36 protein-coding genes and 1 pseudogene are annotated in these 25,097 nt (G+C 42.2%); 27 read left to right on the forward strand and 10 right to left on the reverse strand.

Features of this window, described 5'->3' with window-relative positions; genetic code table 11:
- Positions 1-93: 93 nt before the first annotated feature.
- Positions 94-1,476, forward strand: a complete 1,383-nt coding sequence (locus ADA42_RS08660; protein WP_004939266.1) for a Do family serine endopeptidase — start codon at positions 94-96, stop codon at positions 1,474-1,476.
- 83 nt (positions 1,477-1,559) lie between these two features.
- On the opposite strand, the gene ADA42_RS08665 is transcribed toward ADA42_RS08660, so the two are convergent.
- Entirely contained in the window at positions 1,560-2,966 is a 1,407-nt protein-coding gene (locus ADA42_RS08665; protein WP_414629813.1) for a glutamine synthetase family protein, read from the reverse strand.
- Positions 2,967-3,090: 124 nt separating this feature from the next.
- Here ADA42_RS08665 and ADA42_RS08670 point away from each other — a divergent pair, with 124 nt between their 5' ends.
- From ADA42_RS08670 to ADA42_RS08675, 3 genes and pseudogenes are all read left to right on the forward strand, one after another.
- Positions 3,091-3,555, forward strand: coding sequence for an acyl-CoA thioesterase (locus tag ADA42_RS08670; RefSeq protein WP_004948632.1), 465 nt, complete (start codon positions 3,091-3,093; stop codon positions 3,553-3,555).
- Between the two features lie 262 nt (positions 3,556-3,817).
- Positions 3,818-3,889, forward strand: a pseudogene (locus tag ADA42_RS18970) (hypothetical protein); the annotation flags it as partial.
- 205 nt (positions 3,890-4,094) lie between these two features.
- Positions 4,095-5,312: a tyrosine-type recombinase/integrase gene (locus ADA42_RS08675; RefSeq protein WP_048764674.1), complete on the forward strand. Its 1,218-nt coding sequence runs from the start codon at positions 4,095-4,097 to the stop codon at positions 5,310-5,312.
- On the opposite strand, the gene ADA42_RS08680 is transcribed toward ADA42_RS08675, so the two are convergent.
- The 9 genes from ADA42_RS08680 to ADA42_RS08720 all read right to left on the reverse strand — a co-directional run bounded on the left by ADA42_RS08680 (position 5,307) and on the right by ADA42_RS08720 (position 10,648).
- The gene (locus ADA42_RS08680; protein ID WP_048764676.1) at positions 5,307-5,558 is read right to left on the reverse strand and encodes a hypothetical protein; all 252 of its coding nucleotides are present in this window, start codon (positions 5,556-5,558) and stop codon (positions 5,307-5,309) included. The genes ADA42_RS08675 and ADA42_RS08680 overlap by 6 nt on opposite strands.
- Positions 5,559-5,571: 13 nt before the next feature.
- Positions 5,572-6,117, reverse strand: coding sequence for a hypothetical protein (locus ADA42_RS08685; RefSeq protein WP_048764677.1), 546 nt, complete (start codon positions 6,115-6,117; stop codon positions 5,572-5,574).
- Positions 6,117-6,368 (reverse strand): hypothetical protein, encoded by a 252-nt coding sequence (locus ADA42_RS08690; protein ID WP_048764680.1) that lies wholly within the window; start codon positions 6,366-6,368, stop codon positions 6,117-6,119. The genes ADA42_RS08685 and ADA42_RS08690 overlap by 1 nt, the downstream gene beginning before the upstream one ends.
- A gap of 74 nt (positions 6,369-6,442) precedes the next feature.
- Positions 6,443-7,888, reverse strand: coding sequence for a recombinase RecT (locus ADA42_RS17830; protein ID WP_053086585.1), 1,446 nt, complete (start codon positions 7,886-7,888; stop codon positions 6,443-6,445).
- Between the two features lie 11 nt (positions 7,889-7,899).
- A complete protein-coding gene (locus tag ADA42_RS08700) occupies positions 7,900-8,778 on the reverse strand; it encodes a PD-(D/E)XK nuclease-like domain-containing protein (RefSeq protein ID WP_048764682.1) in 879 nt (292 codons plus the stop codon).
- The gene (locus ADA42_RS08705; RefSeq protein ID WP_048764687.1) at positions 8,775-9,215 is read right to left on the reverse strand and encodes a hypothetical protein; all 441 of its coding nucleotides are present in this window, start codon (positions 9,213-9,215) and stop codon (positions 8,775-8,777) included. The genes ADA42_RS08700 and ADA42_RS08705 overlap by 4 nt, the downstream gene beginning before the upstream one ends.
- Positions 9,216-9,217: 2 nt before the next feature.
- A complete protein-coding gene (locus ADA42_RS08710; protein ID WP_048764689.1) occupies positions 9,218-9,415 on the reverse strand; it encodes a hypothetical protein in 198 nt (65 codons plus the stop codon).
- Positions 9,416-9,622: 207 nt separating this feature from the next.
- Positions 9,623-9,958: a hypothetical protein gene (locus ADA42_RS08715; RefSeq protein ID WP_048764691.1), complete on the reverse strand. Its 336-nt coding sequence runs from the start codon at positions 9,956-9,958 to the stop codon at positions 9,623-9,625.
- A 3-nt stretch (positions 9,959-9,961) separates the two neighbouring features.
- The gene (locus tag ADA42_RS08720; RefSeq protein ID WP_048764692.1) at positions 9,962-10,648 is read right to left on the reverse strand and encodes a S24 family peptidase; all 687 of its coding nucleotides are present in this window, start codon (positions 10,646-10,648) and stop codon (positions 9,962-9,964) included.
- A 102-nt stretch (positions 10,649-10,750) separates the two neighbouring features.
- Here ADA42_RS08720 and ADA42_RS08725 point away from each other — a divergent pair, with 102 nt between their 5' ends.
- From ADA42_RS08725 to ADA42_RS08835, 23 genes are all read left to right on the forward strand, one after another.
- The gene (locus ADA42_RS08725) at positions 10,751-10,936 is read left to right on the forward strand and encodes a hypothetical protein (RefSeq protein ID WP_048764695.1); all 186 of its coding nucleotides are present in this window, start codon (positions 10,751-10,753) and stop codon (positions 10,934-10,936) included.
- A 9-nt stretch (positions 10,937-10,945) separates the two neighbouring features.
- Positions 10,946-11,278, forward strand: coding sequence for a hypothetical protein (locus ADA42_RS08730; protein ID WP_048764697.1), 333 nt, complete (start codon positions 10,946-10,948; stop codon positions 11,276-11,278).
- A 13-nt stretch (positions 11,279-11,291) separates the two neighbouring features.
- Positions 11,292-11,558, forward strand: coding sequence for a hypothetical protein (locus tag ADA42_RS08735; RefSeq protein ID WP_048764699.1), 267 nt, complete (start codon positions 11,292-11,294; stop codon positions 11,556-11,558).
- Positions 11,555-12,262 (forward strand): adenylosuccinate synthase, encoded by a 708-nt coding sequence (locus tag ADA42_RS08740; protein WP_048764700.1) that lies wholly within the window; start codon positions 11,555-11,557, stop codon positions 12,260-12,262. The genes ADA42_RS08735 and ADA42_RS08740 overlap by 4 nt, the downstream gene beginning before the upstream one ends.
- Before the next feature lie 13 nt (positions 12,263-12,275).
- Positions 12,276-13,331: a hypothetical protein gene (locus ADA42_RS08745; RefSeq protein WP_048764702.1), complete on the forward strand. Its 1,056-nt coding sequence runs from the start codon at positions 12,276-12,278 to the stop codon at positions 13,329-13,331.
- Positions 13,328-13,495 carry a hypothetical protein gene (locus ADA42_RS18575; RefSeq protein WP_171249927.1) on the forward strand — a complete coding sequence of 56 codons (168 nt, stop codon included), beginning with the start codon at positions 13,328-13,330 and terminating at the stop codon, positions 13,493-13,495. The genes ADA42_RS08745 and ADA42_RS18575 overlap by 4 nt, the downstream gene beginning before the upstream one ends.
- A complete protein-coding gene (locus ADA42_RS08750) occupies positions 13,492-14,001 on the forward strand; it encodes a RusA family crossover junction endodeoxyribonuclease (RefSeq protein ID WP_048764704.1) in 510 nt (169 codons plus the stop codon). The genes ADA42_RS18575 and ADA42_RS08750 overlap by 4 nt, the downstream gene beginning before the upstream one ends.
- 8 nt (positions 14,002-14,009) lie before the next feature.
- Positions 14,010-14,222 (forward strand): hypothetical protein, encoded by a 213-nt coding sequence (locus ADA42_RS08755; RefSeq protein ID WP_048764706.1) that lies wholly within the window; start codon positions 14,010-14,012, stop codon positions 14,220-14,222.
- A gap of 175 nt (positions 14,223-14,397) precedes the next feature.
- Complete coding sequence (locus ADA42_RS08765; RefSeq protein ID WP_048764712.1) at positions 14,398-14,805, forward strand: hypothetical protein; 408 nt, start codon at positions 14,398-14,400, stop codon at positions 14,803-14,805.
- A gap of 65 nt (positions 14,806-14,870) precedes the next feature.
- Positions 14,871-15,500 carry a hypothetical protein gene (locus tag ADA42_RS08770; protein WP_048764714.1) on the forward strand — a complete coding sequence of 210 codons (630 nt, stop codon included), beginning with the start codon at positions 14,871-14,873 and terminating at the stop codon, positions 15,498-15,500.
- A 66-nt stretch (positions 15,501-15,566) separates the two neighbouring features.
- Positions 15,567-15,914 (forward strand): hypothetical protein, encoded by a 348-nt coding sequence (locus ADA42_RS08775; protein WP_048764715.1) that lies wholly within the window; start codon positions 15,567-15,569, stop codon positions 15,912-15,914.
- A 2-nt stretch (positions 15,915-15,916) separates the two neighbouring features.
- The gene (locus ADA42_RS08780) at positions 15,917-16,105 is read left to right on the forward strand and encodes a hypothetical protein (RefSeq protein ID WP_048764717.1); all 189 of its coding nucleotides are present in this window, start codon (positions 15,917-15,919) and stop codon (positions 16,103-16,105) included.
- Positions 16,105-17,739 carry a portal protein gene (locus tag ADA42_RS08785; protein WP_048764719.1) on the forward strand — a complete coding sequence of 545 codons (1,635 nt, stop codon included), beginning with the start codon at positions 16,105-16,107 and terminating at the stop codon, positions 17,737-17,739. Before ADA42_RS08780 ends, ADA42_RS08785 begins: the two co-directional genes overlap by 1 nt.
- Positions 17,740-17,921: 182 nt before the next feature.
- Complete coding sequence (locus tag ADA42_RS18370; protein ID WP_152682182.1) at positions 17,922-18,251, forward strand: hypothetical protein; 330 nt, start codon at positions 17,922-17,924, stop codon at positions 18,249-18,251.
- Positions 18,244-18,930 carry a hypothetical protein gene (locus ADA42_RS08795; protein WP_048764722.1) on the forward strand — a complete coding sequence of 229 codons (687 nt, stop codon included), beginning with the start codon at positions 18,244-18,246 and terminating at the stop codon, positions 18,928-18,930. The genes ADA42_RS18370 and ADA42_RS08795 overlap by 8 nt, the downstream gene beginning before the upstream one ends.
- Before the next feature lie 21 nt (positions 18,931-18,951).
- On the forward strand, positions 18,952-19,857 hold the full coding sequence (locus ADA42_RS08800; protein WP_048764912.1) for a phage capsid protein: 906 nt from the start codon (positions 18,952-18,954) through the stop codon (positions 19,855-19,857).
- A gap of 61 nt (positions 19,858-19,918) precedes the next feature.
- On the forward strand, positions 19,919-20,374 hold the full coding sequence (locus tag ADA42_RS08805; RefSeq protein WP_048764724.1) for a Gp49 family protein: 456 nt from the start codon (positions 19,919-19,921) through the stop codon (positions 20,372-20,374).
- A gap of 60 nt (positions 20,375-20,434) precedes the next feature.
- Positions 20,435-20,662, forward strand: coding sequence for a hypothetical protein (locus ADA42_RS08810; protein WP_048764726.1), 228 nt, complete (start codon positions 20,435-20,437; stop codon positions 20,660-20,662).
- Positions 20,663-21,688 (forward strand): phage head spike fiber domain-containing protein, encoded by a 1,026-nt coding sequence (locus tag ADA42_RS08815; RefSeq protein WP_048764728.1) that lies wholly within the window; start codon positions 20,663-20,665, stop codon positions 21,686-21,688. It begins immediately after the preceding gene.
- A complete protein-coding gene (locus tag ADA42_RS08820; protein WP_048764729.1) occupies positions 21,681-21,950 on the forward strand; it encodes a hypothetical protein in 270 nt (89 codons plus the stop codon). The genes ADA42_RS08815 and ADA42_RS08820 overlap by 8 nt, the downstream gene beginning before the upstream one ends.
- A gap of 61 nt (positions 21,951-22,011) precedes the next feature.
- Positions 22,012-22,575, forward strand: a complete 564-nt coding sequence (locus tag ADA42_RS08825) for a hypothetical protein (RefSeq protein WP_048764731.1) — start codon at positions 22,012-22,014, stop codon at positions 22,573-22,575.
- Complete coding sequence (locus ADA42_RS08830) at positions 22,575-24,644, forward strand: carbohydrate-binding protein (RefSeq protein ID WP_048764732.1); 2,070 nt, start codon at positions 22,575-22,577, stop codon at positions 24,642-24,644. The genes ADA42_RS08825 and ADA42_RS08830 overlap by 1 nt, the downstream gene beginning before the upstream one ends.
- A gap of 2 nt (positions 24,645-24,646) precedes the next feature.
- Positions 24,647-25,096, forward strand: a complete 450-nt coding sequence (locus tag ADA42_RS08835) for a GNAT family N-acetyltransferase (RefSeq protein ID WP_048764734.1) — start codon at positions 24,647-24,649, stop codon at positions 25,094-25,096.
- The last annotated feature ends 1 nt before the right edge of the window (position 25,097 follow it).

A 25,097-nucleotide genomic window follows, 5' to 3' on the forward strand; every position in this document is an offset into this window, starting at 1 on the left:
GCCACCACTAATTAAACATATTATTACGAAATGTCTAAAAATCTTGTGATAAAAACAAAACGATTGAAGCGAATTGTGTAGGTGTAATTTGTGATGCGTAATAGTTATTTAAAAAAAGGATTGTATGCGGTGACGTTTACCGTGGCAGCTGCACAGGTAAATGCAGCAGCACCTGTGGACTTTTCCAATCTGGTCGAGCAAGTCAGTCCGGCGGTGGTCAGTGTCAGTGTTGTCAAGAAAATGACGCAAGAGGAGCTATTACAGCAGCAAGTTCCTGAAATCCTACGCCGTTTTTTTGGAAATCAGGTCATTATTCCACAGCAGCAGGCACCGCAAGAAAAAACGGGATACGGCAGTGCATTTTTTATCAGCAAGGATGGCTACTTGCTCACCAATCATCATGTGGTTGAGGATGCATCACGCATTACCATCACGTTAAATGATCGTCGTGAAATTGATGCCAAAGTGGTCGGAAGTGATGAACGTACCGATGTGGCTTTATTGAAAGTTGATGGTGCGAATTTTCCTGCATTAAAAATTGGTAATGTCGATCAGCTGAAAGTAGGACAGCCTGTTTTAGCGATTGGCTCGCCGTTTGGTTTTGATTATTCGGCATCTGCGGGGATTGTCAGTGCAAAATCACGCAATATGGTGGGCGAAACCTCAGTGCCCTTTATCCAGACCGATGTAGCATTAAATCCGGGCAACTCGGGCGGCCCATTATTTAATCAGCAAGGTGAGGTGGTCGGGGTTAATTCCCGAATTTTCAGCGGTACAGGCGGTTATATGGGGTTGTCGTTCTCCATTCCAATTGATGTGGCGATGGACGTTGCACAGCAATTAAAAACCAAGGGCAAAGTCACACGTTCGTATTTGGGTGTAATGCTACAAGATATTGACCGGAATCTTGCCGATGCCTACAACTTACCAAAACCTGAGGGCTCGCTGATTAATCAGGTTACACCGGGTTCACCTGCGGCCAAGGTTGGTTTAAAGGCAGGGGACATTATTATGAAATATAATGGCAACCCGATTTCACGCACTTCTGAGCTACTGAATTATCTGAATCGAACCATGCCGAAACAGGTGATTCAATTGGAAATCCTTCGAGACGGTAAGCCAATGAATGTTTCGGCTACGCTCACCACAGCACCAGACGATACACCTGCAACTTCTGAAAAAGCGGCTGCACAAAACGGGCCGGTATTGGGTATGGCAATTCGTAACCTAACCACCGATGAACAAGCGCGTCTGGATATTTCGGGCGGTATTTTTGTGCAGGATGTGACCCGTGGCGGTTTGGCTTCGCGCTCAAACTTAATGCCTGGGGATGTGATTGTTCAAATCAATTCAACTCGAATTAACAATACCAGCGAGTTTGCCAGAGCGGTTGCTGCGCTTCCTAAAAATTCGGTTGCTCGCATTTCACTGATTCGTCAAGGGCAACGCGCCATGTTGGGTTTACGTATTAACTAATCGGCACAATGTTAAAACGTACTTAATTTGAAGCCAGAAGCATCTGCTTCTGGCTTTTTGTTGTTTTAAACGTGTTGTTATTATTATAAGTCCCATGCTTTTTCGGCACTGGTGATTTGCTGATAAACGTGTTGATGTTCGGCGTACTTTAAGGTGTGCCAGAGCTCGCAAAACTCTCGACCTAGATAGTGCTGGAGTGTTGTATTATTTTTAAACCGATCAAGTGCATCTAGTTGCTGCTGAGGTAAAAAAATATGTTCATGAAGCTGCTTGATTTGGTGGGAAGGTTTAGGCATTTCCAGTGAGTGCTCTATACCATGTAAAATTCCCGTTAAAATCACCGCTACGGTTAAATAGGGATTACAGTCTGCACCAGCTACTCGATATTCGAGCCGTTGATTCTCTGCATCTGCACAGGGAATGCGGATGGCCACATTGCGGTTATTGATATTCCAGTTGGCTTCCATAGGCACATGCTGGCCGGGTTGAAAACGACGATAAGAATTGATGTTGGGTGCTAAAATTGCCATGGAAGCAGGCATTAAATCGACCAGTCCACTAATGGCTTGTTGTAATGCATTGCAGGGTTGATCTGGCGAAGAGGTACGAAAGCGATTTTGCAAATTTGAATCGCAGACACTCAGATGAAAATGCATGCCACTTCCAGCCTGATGCAAATCGGGTTTTGCCAAGAAACAGGCCTGCATATGAAATTGTTTGGCGACCTGCTTAACAATACGTTTTAACGACATGATCTGATCACACAAGGTCAGAATATCAGGACGATGCAGAATATTGATCTCGTATTGGCTCATGGCAGATTCTGCGACAAGGCCTGTAATGGGAATCGACTGTAATTTCGCAATTCGTTCAATTTCTTGCAGCACCTGTAAATCTCGTTCAGGCATGTCCATATCAAAGCTTTGATTACTGAGCAGGGCATCACGTGAGCTGGCGGTGATATCAAACAAATAAAACTCAAGCTCGGCCGACATCACTGGATAATACTGCTCAGCATGTAGCTGATTGACAATTTTCTTGAGCACATTCCGAGGTTCATAGGGACAGTCTATTAGCGTGTCATCTTGCATTGAAACATACACCTGAGCATTGAATTCAGGTTGAATCGCTGCGGGTTTTAAACTCCCTAAAATAGGACGGCATAATCGGTCTGGCTCGCCAATATATTTACCTAAACCCGTCTCTTCATTGACTTTTCCATGTAGATTCATGGCATAGACCGATAGGGGGAAATAGCAGCCTTTATCGAGTTGTCGCAGGCTGTTGATATCGATGCGTTTGCCCCGAATATGACCATTGAGATCGTGCAGGCATACATCAATATGTTGTGTATTTGGATAGCGTTTCAGGTATTCTTCGACTTCCTGCAAAAACGCAGAGCTGTTATTTTTAGAATGTGCGGTGGTAGGCGCTTCAAGGTCAATGGGCAATGAGCTCACTGAAAAGCGACGTGGGGTTTGCTTTGACATTGAAACGATCAGGCTACTCATGTTTTAAACCTATCTTTGTATCGTGCTCAAAAGCGTAGATGAAGCACAGCAAGATGTAACGTAAATTCTGCGTAACTTTTTCAATGACAATAACGGACAAAAGATGAGTGCAATTTTTGATTTGGCTCTGACGGTGAGCGCTGAACACATTGATCAACTGGGTCATGTGAACAATGTAGTTTATGTGCAGTGGATGCAAGATGTGGCCAGTAAGCATGTCAATGCACTGGGGCTTGGATTAAAACAGTATCAACAGCTTAATCATGCCATGGTGGCGGTGGAGCATCATGTCCAGTATCGTAAGGCCGCGTTTGAAGGAGATGAACTAATTTTACGCACATGGTTAGATGCACTCGATAGTTTGTACCTATCACGCCAGTACGTATTTTATCGCCCTAAAGATCAGACAATCTTATTTGTAGCGAAAACCAAATGGGCCTGCATCGAGATGAGTTCAGGCCGACCTAAACGCATGTCTCCGACGTTTACTCAAGCGTATCAGCCTTTATCGAAGGACATTAATCCGATCGACTTTACGATGTGTTACGCAGTTCATGCGTCTCCATAACTGCGCGATTGATTGATCTGATGGGATATCAATGCATGTTAAAGAGATGTCATAGAACAGCGGTTTAAGTGAATAAGGGAGGCGTGGCTCAAAATGCAACGCTCTTAACCCATTTCGATTACTTTGTGAAATGCGCCGGATCGCACTATATTTTTGGTGTCTGGTTGCTTATACTGTGCAGCAATTCAGGACAGTCCTTTTTACACCTTGCATGCTATGTTCAGTATTGCGCTTTAAGGTGTACTTTTTTTCAGAGTAATCTATGGCATCGGCTAAAAAATCCGTTGATATCAAAAATATTCGTAACTTCTCGATCATTGCACACATCAATCATTGAGTTAAAGACACTAGAAACACTAGCACGACACAGCAAGACGCAAAACTAAAGAAAGCCCTTAATCAGGGCTTTTTTTATTGCACACATTAAGACACAATGCGACATTAGCAGACACATAAAGAAGCGCCATTTATGTACACAATTGAGTACATAAGAATGGATTTGGCATATCTCGTCTTAAAAATATGTACACAGGTGATTAATGGCACTATCAGAGACTTGGCTCAAGGCACAGCTTGGAAAAGACCGGGAAAAACTAGAAGAATTTACAGACCGTGATGCTATGGGTGTGCGCATAACACCGAAAGGCAAAATCATTTTTCAGCTCAGGTACCGATACAAGGGAAAGCAGCAACGAATAGACTTGGGTAGTTATCCCAACTTGTCGCTGAAGAATGCCAGAACAGAAGCAGATCGACTCAAGGCAGAACTCGAGCGCGGCTATGATCCAAAGCAAGTCAAACTAAAAGAATTAAGAAGTGTTCAGGATGCATACACTTTTGAGAAATTATTCTATGAATGGTACGAGCGTTTTTGTAAGCCAAATAAGCAAAGCCACCACGACATTTTAAGATCATTTGAAATTTATGTATTACCCGAAATTGGTGCACAGAACTGTGACAACATCACAGCTTACCAATGGCTCAATCTTTTAGAAGAAAATGCCAGAAAAACCCCGACCATTTCAGCGCGCATTCTGATCAACGCGAAACAGTGCTTAAAATGGGGCCAAAAGAGGGGGCTAGTGCAAACTGATCCGCTTTCTAATGTATCTGCTAAGCATGATCTTAGAATCTCTAAGAATCAAAAAGAGCGCGCTTTAACAGATCATGAAATTTATCTTTCATACTACGCCGTTGATCACTCCCGGATGGCCTATAAAAATAAACTGTTCCTAAAGCTGCTGCTGATTTACGGCTGTCGTGTTGGAGAACTTAAGCAGGCAAAGAAGGTACATTTCGATTTTGACTCTAATGTGTGGACGATTCCAGCCGAGAATCACAAGACCGGTCGCATATCAAAAGCGCCAATCTTGAGGCCAATCACTAAAAACATTAAGCCTTACATTTTAAAAGCTATGGAGATGTCTCAGGGTTCTGAATATTTGTTTACTGCAGATGGTTCCAATGGGCCGCTGGGTGAATCATCTCACTTAACGATGCCTAATAATATTTTTACTTGGCTTAAGAAGCATAAAGATATTGAGATGGATCACTGGTCCGTGCATGACTTGAGACGTACGATGCGTACCAATATGTCTACAATTGCACAGCCACACGTTTGTGAAATTATGCTTGGCCATGCTTTACCGAAAGTATGGGGCACTTATGATAAGTATAGTTATTTGAGTGAACAGCATGAAGCGTATAGCAAATGGGTGGATCGTTTGGAATTGATCTGGAAGAATGAGGCGCTATGATGCTAGCGCCTTTTTTTGTAATGGCCAAGTGTTGTACCACTCAACCAATTTACTTGAATCATAGCTGTAATCTACACCACGCCCGCCCGAAAACGGGCGCGGCATTGGGTTTGCATAATACTTCTGATCTTGCCAGCGGCATAGGGTACGTGTAGAGCATCCGAAAATTTCTACAAGGTCACTTGTACGAATTACTGGTGAGGATTTTAGCGCCTCTTGAATTGTCATGTTTTCAAATTTAGCCACATCAACCTCCTATTTATCTAAGCGGCATCAAAACGCCGTGAACATCATCTGTCATTTCGACGTAAGCCGAGCTGTGCGCACCAGTTGGGTAAAAGTATGGATAGGTGATACCCAAAACCTTTGCCGCCTTTGTAAACAACTGGATATAGTCAAGATTAAACTGAACAAACTCTTTAGGCGGCTCAGTGGGTTTTTGAATATCCACTCTTTTAATGTCAGGAAACTTGCCATCTACTGGACGGAAAAATTCGAACATTCTCATCTGGTAGTCGATCAGCCAATATTCATCATCAATCTGGCGCACGTTTAAAAGTTCTGTTTTTGGAAGTGATCCAATTTTTTTAATGAGTGAATCAATCGCATCACGCGGGATAATAATTTCAACGTCTGGCACATCTGGTGATTCACAAATTAACAATGTATGTCCATTGGTTGCTGCAATCATTCCGGCTTTAACCAGAACACCTACCAGATAAAACCGAACGTCATTTTTTGCGGCAAACAAGAAGGCTGCTTTTAAATGACTGTACTTGATTTGAAACTCTTTTTTAAATTCCATCACGTCACCTTAAATTTTTCAGATAAATCATGCATTAATAGATTTCCTGATCCTGATGTGTACCAGATACCTAGTACGCCTTTTAATCTGAATCTTAAAATCTCGTTCTGTTCTGTGTAGCTGTATACATCTGCACCAATGTCCACCAAATAATTTTGAAACTCTTCAAGTTTTGATGGTGATAGTGCCTTTCGATTCTTATAACTTCGAGTGCTTGGATATCGCTTGCGAAGTATTTGCCATTCGTTCATTTCGATTCACTTGAGAATAATTTTGCTCATAACCGTCATAAATTCAGAATTATGAGCAAAGTTCTGCGCATTAATTACATTTTAAATAGTTCGTCTTCACGCTTTGATGCGGCATCATCGATGCGCTTGCGGTCAGCATCGGAAAGTTCCTCAATTGCCGGGTCTGCGTACTCCGCATTGATGTCATCCATGGTCGCCGCATTCTGGATCCGTAAAACCACTGCATCGACATAAGAGAGTTCAGCGTCTACAACATCGGCAAACATATCTTCATCAACCTTTTTCGCTTCTTTCTTGGTCAGATCAGCTTGGCGCTGTTGCTCATAGCTGTTTAGATAAGATCGGTGCGCGTCTGTTAAACCTAAGTCTTGCTTGATTTCAAAGCTGATCTGAGACAGTTCTTTAAAAGTCTTGGCATTCGTCAGCTTGACGGAGTACTGTTTTTTTAACTCTGGTGAGCGCGAAGTGTTAACCTTTTGCACTTCTTGTTCTGCAACTGGATCAGGTTCATGCTGTACATCATCAGTCTTTTTTACAGATGTGCCCTCCATTTTTTGACGTTGAGCTTTTACCAGACTCATTAGCTGTTTGCGCTCTTCTTTATCAGCATGATCCATCGCTTGCTCTTCCATTACTTCCAAGTGTGGGATGGTTTTTGCTGTTAATACACCACGTTTAATTTGCGCAAATGTCGGTGCATAATGATCTTCTTGCTCAGCCTGTAGATTTTGTGAGTTATTTTCTTCAAGTGTATTTACTTGAACAGCCGTTTCCTCTTCCTCAGTTTGGCTATTATCCACTGTCACAAAATCACCATCGATCGTTACGCCTTTACCAGATTCAGCAGCATGTGAAACATCCATAGCATTAGCCATTTCTACAGATTGCGGCATGTATTTAAGCAATTGAAGTAATGCCACTTTTTTTGCATAAGCTTCGAAATACTTCTTACTGTAGTGATTTGGCTGAAGTGCTGGAACAACAACCTTTTTGAAATGTGCACGTACTTTTTGTACTGGCCATACTTCAATTACAGCCATTTCAGAATCTTTAACACGACCGATCGCATATACATGCGTTAATTTAGCTTCATCAAATTCGCCACATGGTTTATGGCGGCAGTAAGGTGCATCACCTAGCATGTAATCAAATTCATCACCTTCATAAACTGCACCTGTCCATACAGTGCAACGGCCACCACGGTTCGCTAAATCAACCAGACCTTTCCAACCGGGAATAAAAGTACATTTCTTTTTGTATGGAACAAGATAACCTTGTCCATTCACACCAATCTCTAACCCTAGTTGTGAAGCAATAATGATGCTGGCAAAAATCGTTTTAGGGTCACATTCTTGCAATGCTGGCGTCTGACTAAATGCAGTAAGCGACAAGCGCACCATACGATCAGCATTTAAGTGCTTTGGTAATGCCAGTTCTAGCTGTGATTTGTGCTTCTGCATAAAAGCATTAAAAGAAGCAACAGGGCTAACAGGGCGATTGTTTTGTAATTGAGAGTTCATAGAAATTCCTATTAATTAAATTCGTTTTCGATTGCTTGGTTGAGCATGTATTGCGGTAAAGAGATGTCCTCAAGCTCGGTTGAGTAACCATCCCACTCATCGATTAGTAGCGACTCGGCGAGCAGCTCTTTTGCTTTGTTGTAACGTCTCTCACCGATACTTAAAAACATGTCAGACGCTCGGTATTGCTTGACGTTGAACGGGGCAGAGCTTTCCGCAACCAGAAAAATAAACTCAGGTTTTTCGGCGGTACCGTAATGTTGTTGAAAGCCTTCGCGGTACATAGCTGCTGAAATGTCGTAGCCAAAATCAGCACATGAACGCATGAACTTAAAAGGGCGTGCATCTGTTGAGGTTTTCACATCCAACAGCAGGCCATTTGGTAATGCTTCACACGGCACAATGTGATAGTCAGGACGCACGCGCAGGTTTAGGCCATACACTGGATCAGTGAAGAAGATGCTTGCCTCAGCCATACCGTGATGGTCATGCATCAACTGATAAGAGCTTAAGCCGCGTAGGTTGTTCGCTATACGCTTTGCACCTTGCAGCATGTCTTCATCAATGATGATCTTGCCTTGGTTTGCTGCTTCCCATGCGGCAGCTTCTTCCTTACCTGCTTTCGTGCGACGGTCAAATTTAGGGCCTATCACAAACTCATTTTCGAATTGCTCAGGCTCTAAAAACAGCGTGTGTGCCAGTGTGCCGAAATCGAGGTGCTTTTTCGTCTCACGCTCGTTTTCTTTCAGAATATTGTTTGAATGGAAATGCGCACTTGAACGCAAAATATCCTTCAATTGACTTGAGCTGAACTCTGGGCAAGCGTGATATTCATCATTACTCATGCGCTCAATCAGTGACGTGGTCGAGATTTCGATTAGTGAGTTCACTGTGATGGCTCCTTATACTGAAACTCAGGTAAAGGGATTGGCTCATTCTTATGAAATGCATCGATCATTTCTTGAGTTACTGTTACTGTCTCGTCGTGTTCAATTTCATAAAACGAGATAGCTAGGTTCTTATTTGCCCAAGATTCTAAGAAATCATTCAATTCTTTTTTTGCTGAATCACTTAAACCATCTGCACCTGTATTACCTTCGGCATAACTCCAATCATGCTCATCAAAAATACGGTTTTCATAATTCTCAAGAATTTCATCTGCATCAGGCATGAATTGAAATGGCTCTGGCTTTCTGCTAATTCCAGTTAAAAATGTGTTTCCAACTTCAAGATCACCTTCATCAAACATGTCTTTTAATGCTTTATTTGGTGTTTCATAAGATGACCAATTGTCATCACCGCTGTAACTGAAGATTCGATTTGACATATTCAATTCCCCCAAAACCATTGAACTGCTGCAACTATCGCCATATAAACAACTAAACCAGCGCCTAAAAATCCGAAGAGTTTTAGCGTGTCAATGAAGTTGACCCAAAGCTGTTCGCGTAGGCGAACTTCGTAATCGCTTGGTCGTGGCTGTTTGCTACATGGGCGGGTGGTTTGACTTTCAATTGTTCTCTGTCTCATAATCCGTTTGCTCCTCATCGAGTAAAGAAGTCCCTGTCCGTCGAAAGTAAGGGACTTTTTTTATTGGGTTCGGATTTAGTTTAGTAAACTGAACAAATAGTGTCAATAGTTTTGTTTAGTAAAATGAACTTATGCTTTAGATTGCTGAACTTTTTATTTTTAGGTATAAAAAAACCCACGCTAGGTGGGTAATATTTGTAAATCATTCTAAAGATTATATTTCTTTAGAATTCCTAAGACTTTCTCGTGTCCTGTAGTATTTGTATAGTTTGAATTATACAAATCATTTATAAAAAATGCTTCGTATTGAATCAAGTCAGACATTCTCTCCATATTGGTTGTAATGCCGCCAGTCTTCATAACTTTATCTATTTTTTTATTTTTTACATATATATCAAATAAATAATTTACTATTTCATTATTGGCAGCCATCGGTAATCTAATATTAAAATGAAGTAAAGTTCCTATGAATGATCTTTTCATAAGGGTTTTAGGTGAAAAAAAATATAAGAAATAAGCTACTAATATATTAATGATTTTCATAACTCACCATTTTTCTAAAGAAGATATCTGCCAGATCCATCCAATAATTTGAAAGTCTTGTTCTTTTACCTGGTCGGCAGTTAATTGCATTTCAGGATATTCCTCAGAATTGTCAGAAACTATTCGAATTCCACCGAATGGCAAGTTATACAAGCGTTTGCAGTAAAATAGATTGCCCATACATACGGCAAAAATCTTTCCGTCTTTAATTGTTTTTCTGCCTAAATCGATATGAATTGTATCGCCATCTCGAATAGTTGGTGACATCGAATCACCGTAAACCGTTGCTGCAACTGCATTATCTTTACTTATTGAAAGATTGCGCAAAGTAGATTTAGACATCCGTAACTTGCGCTTTTCATTGGCAATAGCATCGTTTATAGAGCCTGAACCACAGGCAAATGAAAAGTCTTTAAAGAATGGAATCTCTATTTCATCGTCATCTAAAGGGGTGTCACTATCCCAACTTGATACTGGCTGTAAATCTGCCTCAGCACCAGTGAGCAACCAACCAGTTGAAGTTTTTAATAGCTTACACAGTGCGATAAGTCTTTCACCTGTGGGGTTATTTGTTCCACTAATCCAATTAGTAACAGTGCCTTTACTTGCACCTGTAGCAGCAACCAAGTCTTTATGCTGCAAACCATGTTCACGCATTTTTTGAATAATTCTGTCTGATGTTGATTGCATAAAAAAATACCCCTTACGTGTTTAATATACTAAACAAAAAAATTGACCTTTTCCTAAACTTGTAGTTCAATAAACTAAACAAATAGGACTAGGAAACTAAACATGACCGTCGATGATCTAAAAAAATTCTATGAAGCCAAAAATGATGCTGAATTAGCACGCATTCTTGAGCGTGATAGATCAGTTATTGCTTATTGGAGAAAGGGGATCCCTCCACGTACACAGGCCATGTTTGAAGTAATGACTGAAGGAAAGGTCAAAGCTGACAGAAACAAGCTCAGTGGTTGAGGTGCGCTCATGACAGAGAAACTGACGGCGAGCATCACTTTTAAATGTACTGAAGAAATGAAAATCAAGTTAGAGCGTATTGCTCGTTCAAGAAAGCTTAACGGCTCATCAGAGCTGATGCGTAATGCTGCCATGGACATAATCTTCGAAGTGGAGGAGATGCTTAATTGTCTCCAAATGCCTATCGATCTGACCACGTTTACCGAAGATACAAAGAACACTTCTAATTTTGAATTACTCCCTTCGCCACCTATCCGCGATGTAAATCCAAAACCAACAGGCACAAAAAAAGCCCAACTGTTACAGCAGAAGGACTTTTTTGCCGTTCACTCCGAAAAGTAAACGAGGATTTAGCATGAAGAATTTAACAGAACAACAGAACCAAGGCAATCATGACTTTCAAGTAGGTGATTTGGTTGTACTGAATATAGAGGGAACAACCGACGTGTTGCTTGAAATTGTCAACTATATGTACACGCCAGATATGTACCGCGTAAGGGTTTTGGCAACAGGTCAGTTTGGTCCAGCATTCAATACTGATATTCGCCACGCTACCACAGCCGAAATCAATGCAAAACGCCGTCTCACTGCAACCGAGCAGGCAATTGGGGAGGTGTCATGAAATCATCTCTTAATCACAGAAAACTTTGCGAGATTGGAGCGCGTTTTTTAAAGCGTTGTGAATCTTCCAATGGTCATGGTTGTCATTTTGCAATTATCGAAGCGGCTTGCTATGGAGAAAATCCAGACGTTTTCGGCATTCGGCACGGAATTAATAATCATGGCATGGGTACATTTCTACTCGAAGCTAAAATGAGTAGATCGGATTTTCTTGCTGATCGATCTAAGCCGCATCGTATTAACCCCGAGACTGGTGTAGGAAAATATCGGTATTACATCTGTCCTACTGGATTAATTAAGCCTGAGGAACTCCCTAATAAATGGGGGTTAATTTACGTGAGTGAAGGCGGTATTTGTAAAGTAGTTGCAGGGGTATTGTCTGCACCGAAAATTAAATATTTTTGCGAATGGTCGAAAAAAAATAAATCCCATCTGGATCATGGCCAAGTTCAAGAAAATTTCAAAACATTTGCTTTTGAACAGCGAAATTATCAAAACGAATTAAACCTTTTGACCATGGCTTTAGCTCGACTTCAAGACCCTGAAGAATTGCTTTATATGCAGCGTCAAAACATGCGTTTAAAAACCCAACTTGAGCAAAAAGAACAACAGATTCGAAGTCTAGAAAGAGAGCTGAACATGGCTAAATTTCAAAGCAAAAGAATCCGATCTGAATTAGATCAAGTTGTTTTGCAGAATTCTTGAGAGGGGCTGAATCATGAACACAGCAGCGTTGATTCATTTCCCTAAGCCTCAGGATGAAATTAAAGAGGCTAGAAAAAGCATGTATAGCGATAAGTTTGAAAACGGCTATGTAATGTCTAGCCGTTTATATCGAAAAGAGGTCTGGCCGTTCTTAAGTGATGCGGCTAGAAACGTCTATGCGGAACTCGAAAACCGCATTAATGGACACAACAAAGAATCTGATTTTGTGAGCTACTCTCAATTGCAGGGTGGAGAGCTTGAGGGATCAAGGAAAATGGGGCGTACTACAGTCTCAAATGCTTTACAAGAACTCATCAAGTTAGGTGTCATTACAGTAATTGAAGATGGCAAGCAAGGCGTTAAAAAATACCGTTTAAATGACATTTCTTTAGTAGATCGGTTCACTAATAAGACTAGTCTCATTACAAGACCAGTCTCACAGCAAGACCAAGATCAGTCCACTAGTGAGACCGAAACTAGTCCTGTAACTGTACTCACAATAGATAATAAGAATTTATTAGAAAATAAAAAAAAGAAATTGCCTGTGGATAAATCCGAGAAGGATATTTTTTCCAGCTCAGTCGAATATCACCGAGCAGACAAAAATCTCTACAGCCTGATCGAGCTATCGAAAATATACAAAGTTCAAGATGATTTTACAGCACAGGCTCAATCTGAAAATCCAGACATGGCCAAAGATCAGATTTTGAGTGAGTTAAAAAACTTTGCTCAGTGGTCAGTGGCTCAAAGCAAACGCTCAGCACAGGCGTGGATGAACAATTGGGTTTACCGTCTGCAAAAACTCAATGCGCCTAAGGCTAAAACCAAAAGCACAGCCAAAGCACCAGCGGGTAACAGTAAGAAACTGAGCAACAGCCAGATTGATTACTTTGCTTCAAAGCTTTGCAACCACAGCGAATTTGCTTCGATGTACGCAAACGTTGGTGAGACTCAAAAATCATTTGAATCCCGGATTGCAGCAAAACTACGTGATCCTAAAAACCTATCTTCACTCGCTTCATATCTTCGTGATGTTGGCTTCATAGGCAACTTGGAGGACTTCGCATGAAAGCACCTAAGAGCACCACTCACATCGAAACTGACGGCACGTTTTGGAGCAACTGGCAAGGCAATTGGTTTTTCTGGCGCAAGACATTTGGTTGGTGCAGATACGTTGGGCCAGTGAATCAAGCGTTTTTACATAACAAACGAGAAATAGGGGTAAATTCATGAGATGGAGCGAGGAAGTACTAGAAGCGCACTTAAAATCCCACAGAAACCGCGCTGAATTGAGCAGAGTGCGATTAAAAAGTGAAAATGATGCAAAGGTACGTCAACAAGTTAAAACACGCTTAAAACTCAAACCAAAGCCAAATAGCACAGGTGAGGAAAAGCTGATTTTAGATACAGAAATTTGGATGACACCGCCATCAGTAAATAAATATTGGAGCGTCACACGCGGTAAGAAATGGCACTTAAGCCAAAAAGCACAGGATTTTCATAATTACGTTCGTTCTGTTGTACCAAGCTTGAATACAGATATGCGTCTGAAAATGGATGTAACTTTCTATTTTCCAGACCGTAAAACAAGGGATATCGATAACTACTTGAAAGCAACTATCGACAGTTTAGTTAAGTGTCAGTTTTGTCTTGATGATGAGCAATTCGATGTTCTGATTGCACGCCGTGGTGAGTATGTGAAGGGTGGTTTAGTCAAAATTGTTGTTTGGGAAATTTGAGGTGGGAAATGAGTAAAAAACAAAAGTATAACGATGCTGAATACATGCAAGCACTTTTACCATGTCCTGAGTGTGAGTGTGATGAATGCTATGAAGATGGCAATGAAACTGAGTCTGCTGTTATGTGTCCAGATTGCGGATTCGAGGTGGTAACAAACAATGTAGCTAAGTCAAAAAACAAATGGAACAAAATTAAGCGAATCAAAGGCGGTGAAGTATGAAGATCATCCTAATCACATTAGCAATTTCGATTTGGGTCCTTATTTTGGTTGTATTGCTTGGCAAGGCGATCAAATATGGTTTTGAAGATAAAAATATTAGAGCTTCACTTTATTTTCTTACCACCCTTTTTGTTCTTCTTTTGCCATTTGTTTATTTGTCGCGAGGAACATGGCTATGACAAGTTTAAGTGATTTGATAACAGAAACGAATGACCCTCGCGCGCGCGCGCGTTTCGTTAATCGTGAAATGAAAAAGAAGACAAAGGAATTCGTGCTAAAACGCCGTGCCTACAAGCGTCCAGACTTCAACAGAATGATCCTAGACCTGTGCCGATTGGGCTGGACACATGAGACGATTGCACACGTGTTGCCGATCAGTGGTGCGTCTACAGTGAGCGAGTGGGCAAGGGGTGGAATCCCGAACTATGACAACGGCGATGCATTCATAACGCTATGGCATATCGAGACGGGTGTAGATCGATACCCACGCGTTGGTGAGGAGCTTTCGTATAAGTACAAGATTGGCCAGCAAGACTTTTTAGACTTGCTGGATGATGTACTAGAGCAATTAGACAACAGTTGATCTATTAATATTTCGACTGTTAGTTTAGATTCAATGTTTCATAAATTTACTGATGAGGGGCATGTATGAACTTAGATGAACTGATTGAAATAGGAAAAAAAGATTTAGACATTTCCGGTCGAGCTGATCAAGTTAAAAGTAGTTACGAGAAGGCATTAAGTAGTTATTCACTGGCTTTAACTGAAGCTAGAAATAAATTAATTGATATATTCTTTGACGAAGTTGAAGCAATATTTTCAGAGGGTGAAAAATTTGAAATTGAAAATAATAGAGATGTAGCACCCAACAAAAATATTATTATTCAAATAAAGGGCACAGAGATTGAAATAACTTTCACTGTACATGCAGGCAATTTAGAAGAAAAAAACATAAAAATAGAGATGAGGTTGATTAGGGGTAAATCGCAAGACAGAATGCGTATTGAAATGATGTTTGAAAGTGTTGGTAATTACAGACCTCATGAACTACTTAAAAATTTAAAGCATACTGAACTTGATGCAATGAAATTAAAACAGTTGGAAAAAGAAAATCAGGATATTTTGAAAGAAAGAGATAAGCTTAAGTCACTCAATAAATATTCTTATCGTATTTTATCAAGAGAAACTGGTAACCCTATGGGTGGCCTTATTAATCAATCAAACAACTTTAATGATATTTTTGAACGCTGCCTTTCCTTGATGACAATTCTTAATTAAATCACACAGCAAACCTGAACACAGCCCAACGAACACTAACCCTATTCACTTGAGTAGGGTTTTTTTATGGCACGTACAGTCAAAACACCCGGTGCAGCTACAACGTCAGAACCAACGGTCGAAGACGTAAAGACACCGGAAGTCACAAAAACTGTTGAGCAGCAGCCAGCAGACACCACCACACCAGAGCAAACGGCGGCTGATTCTAAAGAGTCAGAAGCGGCAGTCGATCATGCTGCACGTGTAGCTGAATTAGAGCAACTACTAGCCGACACAGAAGCCAAGAACAAAGCGCTTGAAGGCCAGTTACGCCGTGCTGGTACCACTAAACCAACCGAGGCGGCTAAAGCAGATGCAGTGCCTACCGATGGCAGTCCTTATCTAAGCGATAAAGGCTGGACGCGAGGAGCTTAATCATGTGTGGTGGAAAAGTCGTTCGACAAGATCCAGAAGCAGATGCAGCGGCAGCAGCTCAAAAGGCTGTTACTGAAACCAATGCGAAAAAAGCACAGCGTCGCACATCAAATAATACCAGTGCTTTAGGTTCGGCATTGGGTACTGATAGCGCAGCAGTGACAACAAAAACCAAGTTAGGCGGTGGCTAATGAATAAAGACGCTCAAAAGTTTTGCCGTCGCTTGGGTCAATTGAGACTTGAGCGGGCTATGTATGAGTCGCACTGGTCTGAATGCTACAAGTTCGGCGCGCCTGAGCGTCAGCAGAATTTTAGTTCAACTACTGACAACAAGGGTCAGCGTGAGAACGAGCGCGCTGATCTGTACGACTCAACAGCAGCAGATTCAGTGCAAGTACTTACATCGATGATTATGAGCGGTGTAACACCAGCCAATGCGATTTGGTTTAAAGCACAGCCAGATGGCATCGATGATCTATCAGAATTAACCGAAGGTGAACGCTGGCTTGAAGATGTGTGTCAGTTCATTTATCGCAATATTCATGCTGCAAACTTTGACAGTGAAAGCTATGAAACCGTTACAGATATCGTTACAGCAGGCTGGGGCGTTCTGTATATAGACATCGATCGTAAAGCAGGCGGTGGCTATGTGTTTGAGTCGTGGCATCCGGGTAATTGTTTTGTTGCTTCAACCCGTGCCGATGGCCAGATCGATACGATTTATCGTGAACATGAGATGACAGCAGAAGCAATGCTTAGTGAGTACGGCGAGGCTAACTGTCATTATCAAGTTGTACAGATGGCAAGAAGCGCACCAGATACGCGATACAAGATTCTGCATGTGATTGAACCACGTAAACAAATCGGTGCTGGCCAGATCAACACGGCTATGCCTTTTGGCTCATATCACATCGATACAGCAAACAGTCAGATCATGAAAGAGTCAGGTTTTCATGAGTTCCCATGTGCTGTACCACGCTTAAGACGTTTGCCCAATTCGGTTTATGGCGTTGGACAAATGTCAGTCGCTTTGCCAGATGCGAAGACAGCCAATGAATTGATGAAGAACACCGTACGTGCAGCAGATTTACAGATTGGCGGCATGTGGATTGCAGAGGATGACGGCGTACTGAATCCGCATACTGTGCGCATTGGTCCACGTAAAGTGATCATTGCGCATAGTGTTGATTCGATGAAGCGCCTAGACGATGGTACCAGCTTTCAAATATCTGAATTTCTGCTTACCAACTTGCAAGGCAGTATCCGTAAAAAGCTTATGGCAGATCAATTGCCGCCAGTCGGTACACAGCAGATGACAGCAACCGAGATTCACACACGTGTTGAACTCATTCGTCAAATGCTAGGGCCGATGTACGGGCGCTTACAAGTCGAGTATCTCATTTCTATTCTAGATCGCTGTTTTGGCCTTGCTTTGCGTGCTGGTGCATTAGGACAGCCACCGCAAGAGCTTTGGGGCCGTAACCTGTCATTCAAGTTTGTTTCACCCTTTGCATTGGCACAGCGTATGACCGAGGTGATTGCAACAGAGCAATTCATTGCAAGCGTTGGCCAGATGGCAACAGTAGAGCCGACCATTTTGGACAATATCGATTTTGATGCCGTGGCTGTGATTACAGGCACAGGACGGGGTGTACCACAAACGATCATGCGTACATCGGATGAAGTTGTACAGCTTAGACAGGCTCGCCAGAAAGCACAGGAAGAACAGGCAGCACAACAGCAACAAGCCGCAATGCTTGAGAAAGGAGCCGACAATTTAATGAAAGGTATGGGCAACCAGTTATCAAGTGAGGTGATGCAGTGATTTTAACCATAGTTATTTCTGTTCTGATAATTCTTTTCATTATCTCAAGCTTTGGTTTTTTTCATTATTACCAAATTTACAAGAGATACGAATCACGCTGGTGTGAATCACTAGATCAGATAAGTGAGCTTGAGGCGAAAAGATTTGAGCAGTGGGAACGTGCGGAAGTTTTAGAGCAAATAGTGATTGATCTGAAACAAGAACTTTCTGAGCGCCCATTGCCTAAAGCTGATCCAGAGCAGCCCGAAGAACAAGGCACGTTTGTTCGCACACGTAGAGTCAAACGTGCAACCCCTGAAACCTATCGAATTGTCTTTGATTTAGATGCAAACGGCCAGCGCGTGCTTGAGCATTTAACCATGGTTTTTTGTAAGGACGCTTTTGTACCAGATGACAAGGGTGGCGAGCGTCAGACCAGCTACAACTTGGGCGCACAGGGCGTTATCAATTTCATCGTAAACAACATTAATACCGCAAATAACCCAAATTATGAGGAACAAGACAATGACTGATCAAACTACTCAAACAGAAAACAACCAAGAGCAAGCCCAAACACAAACCCAAACTTCTGCATTAGGTGGTGGTCATCAGGGTGAAATTCAGGATGCTGGCGGTCAAGGTGGCGAAGGCGGTCAAGAGCAACAAACCACTGGCGCGCCTGAATCTATCGATGGCTATGAGGTGGACGTAGAAGGCTTTGATTTTGCAGAGTTTAAGGCCATTCCAGAAAATCAGGAATTTCTTGAGCGTGCGCGTGATGCAGGAATAGACAGCAAAACGTTGAACTTCTTCATGGGTGAATACAACCAATTCATTCCACAGCTTTTACAGGGCAATGCTGCACTTGATACGGAGGCATGTGTCACGGCGATGAAGGAAGTTTGGCAGGGCGATACAGATCAGAACTTCGGTTTTGCTCATGCAGCGGCACAGCATGCAATTCAGAACGGCATTTTGACAGCCGAAGAAGTGAATAGCCCTGAGTTTGGTAATAATCCGCTTGTTTTGAAAATGGCCGCGTACTTTGGCCAGCAACTTCAAGAAGATAGACCACCCTCTAATACACAGCAAAGCGGTGGACAAGATATTCAATCATTAATGCAGTCGGAAGCTTACCTGAACGAGAGTCATGCGGATCACAAACGCGTTTATGCCGAAGTTCAAAGCTACTACCAGAAGCAATATAAATAATGGGAGCATTGAATCATGCCAATGGTTAATGAAAATCGAATCACGGCAGCGTTTGTACAGCAGTATCATGACTCGTACGAAGTTGCCGCAATGCAAAATGAATCGCGACTGCTTAAAACGGTTGTGAATAAAGGCAAAATACAAGGTGCATCTTTCACAATCAATGACATGGGCCAAGTCGAAATGCAGGCATCTGGTGCGCGTTTTGGTGCCACAGTGCTTACTATCCCTGACGCTGGCGTTCGTACTGCATTGATGTCAGATTTTGATCTATTTATCCCGATTGAGTCACGTGACTTACCAAAGTTGAAGGCTAATCCGTCAGATAACTATATGAAAAATCTAATTAGTGCCCGAAATCGTAAAACAGATGACATTATTTATCAGGCGATGCTGGGTGGTATAACCCGTAAAACTGTTAATGATGCAGGCGTAGAAAGTATTTCGGTTGTCAATTTGCCGTCAAGTCAAATCATTTTGAATAACTTTGGCACATTGAAGCAGAAGATCATTAAAGCTAAATCATTGTTCCGTAAAAATGAATGTGATGAGCAGCGCGGTGAAAATCTTTATATGCTCTACACGGCTGACATGATGGAAGTGTTCCTTAATGACACCACTTTGACCAACGCAGATTATCTTAAAGTAGAGATGCTTCAGGAAGGTCGAGTAGGTACTAAATGGCTTGGTGTGGAATGGATTCCATACGAAAAGGTTAACAATGGTGCGGGTGGTGCAGCCGAAGCACGTACAGCAATGTATGCAGGTACGGCGGTTCACTTTGGTGATGCCGATATTACTGGCTTTGATATTTCAACTCGTCCAGATTTGAAAAACATTAAGCAGGTTGGTGGTGTTCACTCTTTCGGTGCAGGCCGTGCCAACGAAGTGAAAGTGGTTGCAATCGACTACTCACGTTCAGCTTAAACCCTGTTCCCATCACCTTCGGGTGGTGGGTTTTTTTATTCTCAAATTATTGGTGAACGTCATGTCTAATGAAAAAGAAATTGAAAATGAAATCCAAGAAAAAGGTTTAAATGCGCCACGTTTAACGCCTGATCATATCGATAATCAAATTGTTTCAGAAATCTATATTACTGGTTATGACGCAATTAATGCTGCTATGAACAGTTCGACTGGTCTTATTATTTCAAAGTACAAAGAAGGTGTTGATTTATTAGCGCCAGCAGAAACTTTAACTTTTTGTATTTTGATCCTGAAAAACGGTTTTACTGTCACAGGTGAATCAGCGTGTGCAAGTCCTGAAAACTTCAATGCTGAAATTGGCCGAAAAATTGCGCGTGAAAATGCACGTAATAAAATTTGGCAACTTGAAGGTTATCTGCTCAAAGAAAAACTATATACAGCAAAGCATTGTTCAGATGAGCGCCCTTGTGTTAATTGCTTTTCTGATCAAGGAAAATGTTTAAAAAGTCCTAACTAACACACAATAAACCCTACCAAAACCCCTGTCATGATGAAAAAAATGATAGGGGTTTTTCTTATGCCAACCACCAAAGTTACGCTAACCACAACACCGAAACAGGTCACAGACGGTTCTACAGGTGTTCGAATTCAAAGTACTCGTTATAAATTTCGATGGGTGGCTTCAACCGCTGCACCGACAGACCTGAGTTTCTATGTTGTTGATCAGGATGTTTATATCGAAGGTAAAGGCCCAATCTGGGCATGGGCAGAGCAGCAATATGTCGGCGATGTCACGGTGACCTAAATGATTAAAGGCAAACATACACGCATCGCAGGCGGTGCAAAATTCTGGTCTGGTAATACGGCGATGGTCGGTGGGCTGATCAGTAAGCCGGTCATCATCAATCAGCAAAACTTCGTCTCGTCACCAAGTATGCCAAGCTGGTTGACTCTGACACGCTTATCGACTGCAACACGGTTTGATAATACAGGTACGCTTGTTGATGTTGCGGCTGATACTGCACGATTTGACTATGCTTACAATGGATCAAGCTGGGCTAATCAAGGGCTATTGCTTGAGAAGCAAAGTACAAATCTACAAAGAAACTCTACTGGTGATCAATTAGCAAGTTGGACTGTAAATAGTGCATCCAATACAACTTTAGCCGCTGCATCTACAAATTTTGCAGGGGTCAGTGGCGCTCGGATAAGCGGGACCTCAACAGGCACGAATTTTTCAAGAGCAATATTACCCGCCAAGGCTATTTCAGTGGGTGATGTATTAACAATATCTTTTCGAGCCTCACTAGGTACATCTGGAAATATTAAATGTGGTTTCGGAGTGGTAGGTAGCGAGGGATACCATTTAAATAATGGATCTTGGACTACTGGATCGGCTGCAAACTACACTATTTCTAATGCTTTCGGTGTAATTGAAAACGGAATTGCCAGAGTTAAATACACTTTAAATGTAAATACTGCGCATGCCGGTTTGCCATCTTTTGTTGGTACAAACAACAGTGGCGCTGTATACAACGATATTTATTGGGTGCAATTAGAAAATTTACCTTATGCCAGTTCATTTATTAAAACAACAAGTGCACAAGTAACACGCGCACAAGACAACTTGCAACTTAACATCTCAAACTATACAGGCTCTATCAAGCTGACTTACAAGCGCCAAGACACTGATGCAACAGAATCAACTTGGATCGATCTCACAAATGCAACTAATCCAACCCTCACCAACAGTGTTGCAGTCGGTATCTGGCTACAAAACATAGCGGTTTACAACCGAACTTTGACAGCGCAGGAGAAAGCAAATGCATAGATATTACTTACGCTTTGCTGATAAAGCGCACGCTGATTCAATCATCGCTAATTTAAAGCACGATGTGATAAACGTTGCAGTTGATGAGATTGGAACGCTATTTGATTCAGTTGCTACAGATCAGACCGGTGACGATGGTGAAGTTATCTATGAGTCAATCGCTAAAGATGGCTATCACGTCAATGTGATTTCACGTTATGAAATTGCATTTGATCCTGAGCTTGTTGTGAATCCTTCAGAGCCTCAAGTTACATTTGCTTAATACACAATAAATCAGACTTTAGACCCGCTCAATATAATCAAAATTGAGCGGGTTTTTCACTATGACAACTACAAATGTATCAGTTTGCAATCAGGCGCTTGGCATGATTGGGGCCAAATCAATCATATCTTTTGAAGAAAACACGGAGAATGCACGGCGATGTGCTGCAATCTATGACCAGACACGTAAAGCACTGCTACGTATGCATCCGTGGTCATTTGCGAAAAGCCGTGAACAATTGGCTCCAGTTGCCACCTATCCAACTTTTGGTTATCAGCATGCATTTCCCTTGCCTAAAGACTTTCTTCGCATCATTGACACAGGTCAGATCGAGTATGAGATCGAGGGCCGTCATATTCTAGCCAATACAAATCTGATCAATCTTGTCTATGTACGTGATGAGCAAAACGAAGATGTGTGGGACTCACTTTTTAGTGAGTGCATGGCGCTATATTTGGTCAATAAGCTTGCAAAACCAATCACTGGTAGCAGTGCCGAAGGCGATAGTGCATGGCAAAAATTACAAAACATGCTGAAACAGGCGCGGGCAATTAATGGCCAAGAAAGACCGTCTCAAGACTTTGCAGCAAACTATGAGCCTCGTTTATGGGGAGTGCGCTACTAATGAAACAGTATGTCATCAAGAATAATTTTAGTGCTGGTGAGTTAGCTCCAACACTCTATACACGTACAGATATTCAACAGTACGGTAATGGTGCAAAAAAACTAAAAAATGTAATTCCATTGGTAGAGGGCGGTATTCGTAAAAGACCGGGCACGTATTTCATTGAGCAAAATCAGGATGCAGTACGCCTGATCCCGTTTGTTGTGAACTCAAACAAAGCATACATGCTGATTTTAAAACCTCAGCTTATACAGATTTTTGACCCACGTCTTAAGCTTGTCGTTGCATCGATTGCCACGCCGTACACCGCCCAGCAGATTCAGGAAGTGCAATTTGTACAATATCGCTATGAGATGTTTTTCACGCATAGTGATGTGCCTGTACAACGCTTTCGTTGCTCGACAGACTTCACAAATTGGGAATTTTCGCAATTCATATACACCAACACGCCGACCGATGCCGAGGGCGCACGTAGTCCATTTCGTAAGGGAAAGCCAAGTGGTAAAGATGTTGGATCTATTATCTCATTTGCATTGGATGGGATCAGCGCTTGGGTACTGACAACAACCTATTTAACTGGTGATGTCATTTCGTACAACAGTCGTTTGTATCAAGCTTTAAGAGATAATGATGGGCGTCAACCAGACACATCACCGATATATTGGGGTGAAGTATCAAGCGACTCAAGCGGATTTACGGCCAGTGATGTGGGTAAATTTATTGATGTGAACGGCGGTATTATTCGGATCACTCAATTTGTAAGTGTGAATCAAGTTAATGGCGAGATTCTTGTAAAGCTTGAATCGGATGTGAAAGCGATTGAGCGGGCATGGACCATACTACCACCAGCGTTTAATAGCACAGACGGTTACCCGAAGTGCTGCACGTACTTCAAACAGCGTTTAGTGCTGGCCAATACAAAAAAAGCACCAAATAAAATCTGGTTTAGCGCCGTGGGTGGCAACGGTAATTTTCTTGAAACGACTGAAGACGGCGACGCGTTTAGCGTAGTGTCTGCATCTGGTCTGGCCAACAGCATTCTATTCTTGGAAGCACAGCGCGGTGTAGTGTGCCTAACGTCTGGTGGTGAGTACATGGTCACAAGTGACGGGGCTTTAACTCCAACAACGGTAAACATCAACGAGCATACAGCTTACGGCTGCTATCCGCTTACTCGTCCTTGCCGTGTCGGCAACGAGATTCTGTTTATTCAGCGTGGCGGTGAGCGCTTACGTGCATTGTCATATCGCTATGAAGTGGACGGATTAGTATCACCAGAGATTAGCGCGTTATCGTCACACATTGGTGAGCTGCACGGCGGGATCAATGAAATCTGTTATCAACAGGAACCAGAGAGCATTGTGTGGTGCGTCTTAGGCGATGGCCAAGTGGCATCGATCACATTCAACCGTGACCAAGAAGTAATTGCATGGGCCAATCAGGATTTTGGTGGGATCGTGAAAAGCATGTGTTCTGTGCCCACTGGTTTAGGCTCAGACCTGTGTTTCATGTTGGTTAGCCGCAATGGTACCACTTGCTTAGAACAAGTCTCTTTTGATGCGTTTATGGACTCTCAGCGCACAGTCACACTTGCAAGCAATACATTAAGTAAATCAGGATTTGCTTATTTGAGCGACTTGTCTGTCAATCAAAAAAATGGCGAGTCGATTTACTTTATTGATTTTGTTGATTCTGAAACGGAAATGAATTTTCAAGGAATGTCTGGTCAATCGATCAATTTTGGCCAAACGATTCATAGTGAAGCGGTATTGTTCCCACCTGAATTAAGCCAGAACCCATCATCGACCTTGCTATTTAAAGCAAAAATAGACCGTACATCTTTCTTTTTTAACAAGACGCTGGCACCTGAGCTGAACGGCGAACTATTAGAACTATTTGAATTTGATGATACCCCGATGGATTCACAAGCACCACGTACAGGGTATCACTTGATCGAGGGTGGAGATTGGACGGACTTGCATTCGGTACCAATTGTGATAACACACAACAAACCTCTTCCTTTTCACTTGCAAGCTGTAGCCATGCAACTATCGATCAATGAGAGATAATCATGGAATTACGTGTAGCCACCAATGATGACATTCCCACACTGGTAAAGATGGGCCAGTTATTCGCAAAAGAATCTCCAATCTACCGCGTCCGTGGCTTTATTCCCGAAAAAGCAGCGGCGCATTTTGATCATGTTATCAACGGTGGTGGCGTCATTTTCTTGGCTGAAAAGAACGGCGTTATCCTGGGGGGATTCGTTGGTGGTGTGGCCACGGATTGGCAGTCTGACTACAAGATTGCTTTTGATTATGTGGTCTATGTTAGCCCGGATGAACGCGGTCAAGGCATTGCACGTGCATTGGCTCAGTGCTTTGAATTCTGGGCCAAAGAAGTTGGCGCCAATCGAGTACAGTGCGGTACAAGCATTATGGTAAATACTGAACACACGATCAAGATGTATGAATCTCTTGGGTTTTCGAAAGTTGGTGTGTTTCTGGAAAAGGAGATTTAAA

Origin of the sequence: Acinetobacter sp. 243_ASPC (assembly GCF_001054715.1) — a bacterium.
GTDB lineage: Bacteria > Pseudomonadota > Gammaproteobacteria > Pseudomonadales > Moraxellaceae > Acinetobacter > Acinetobacter soli.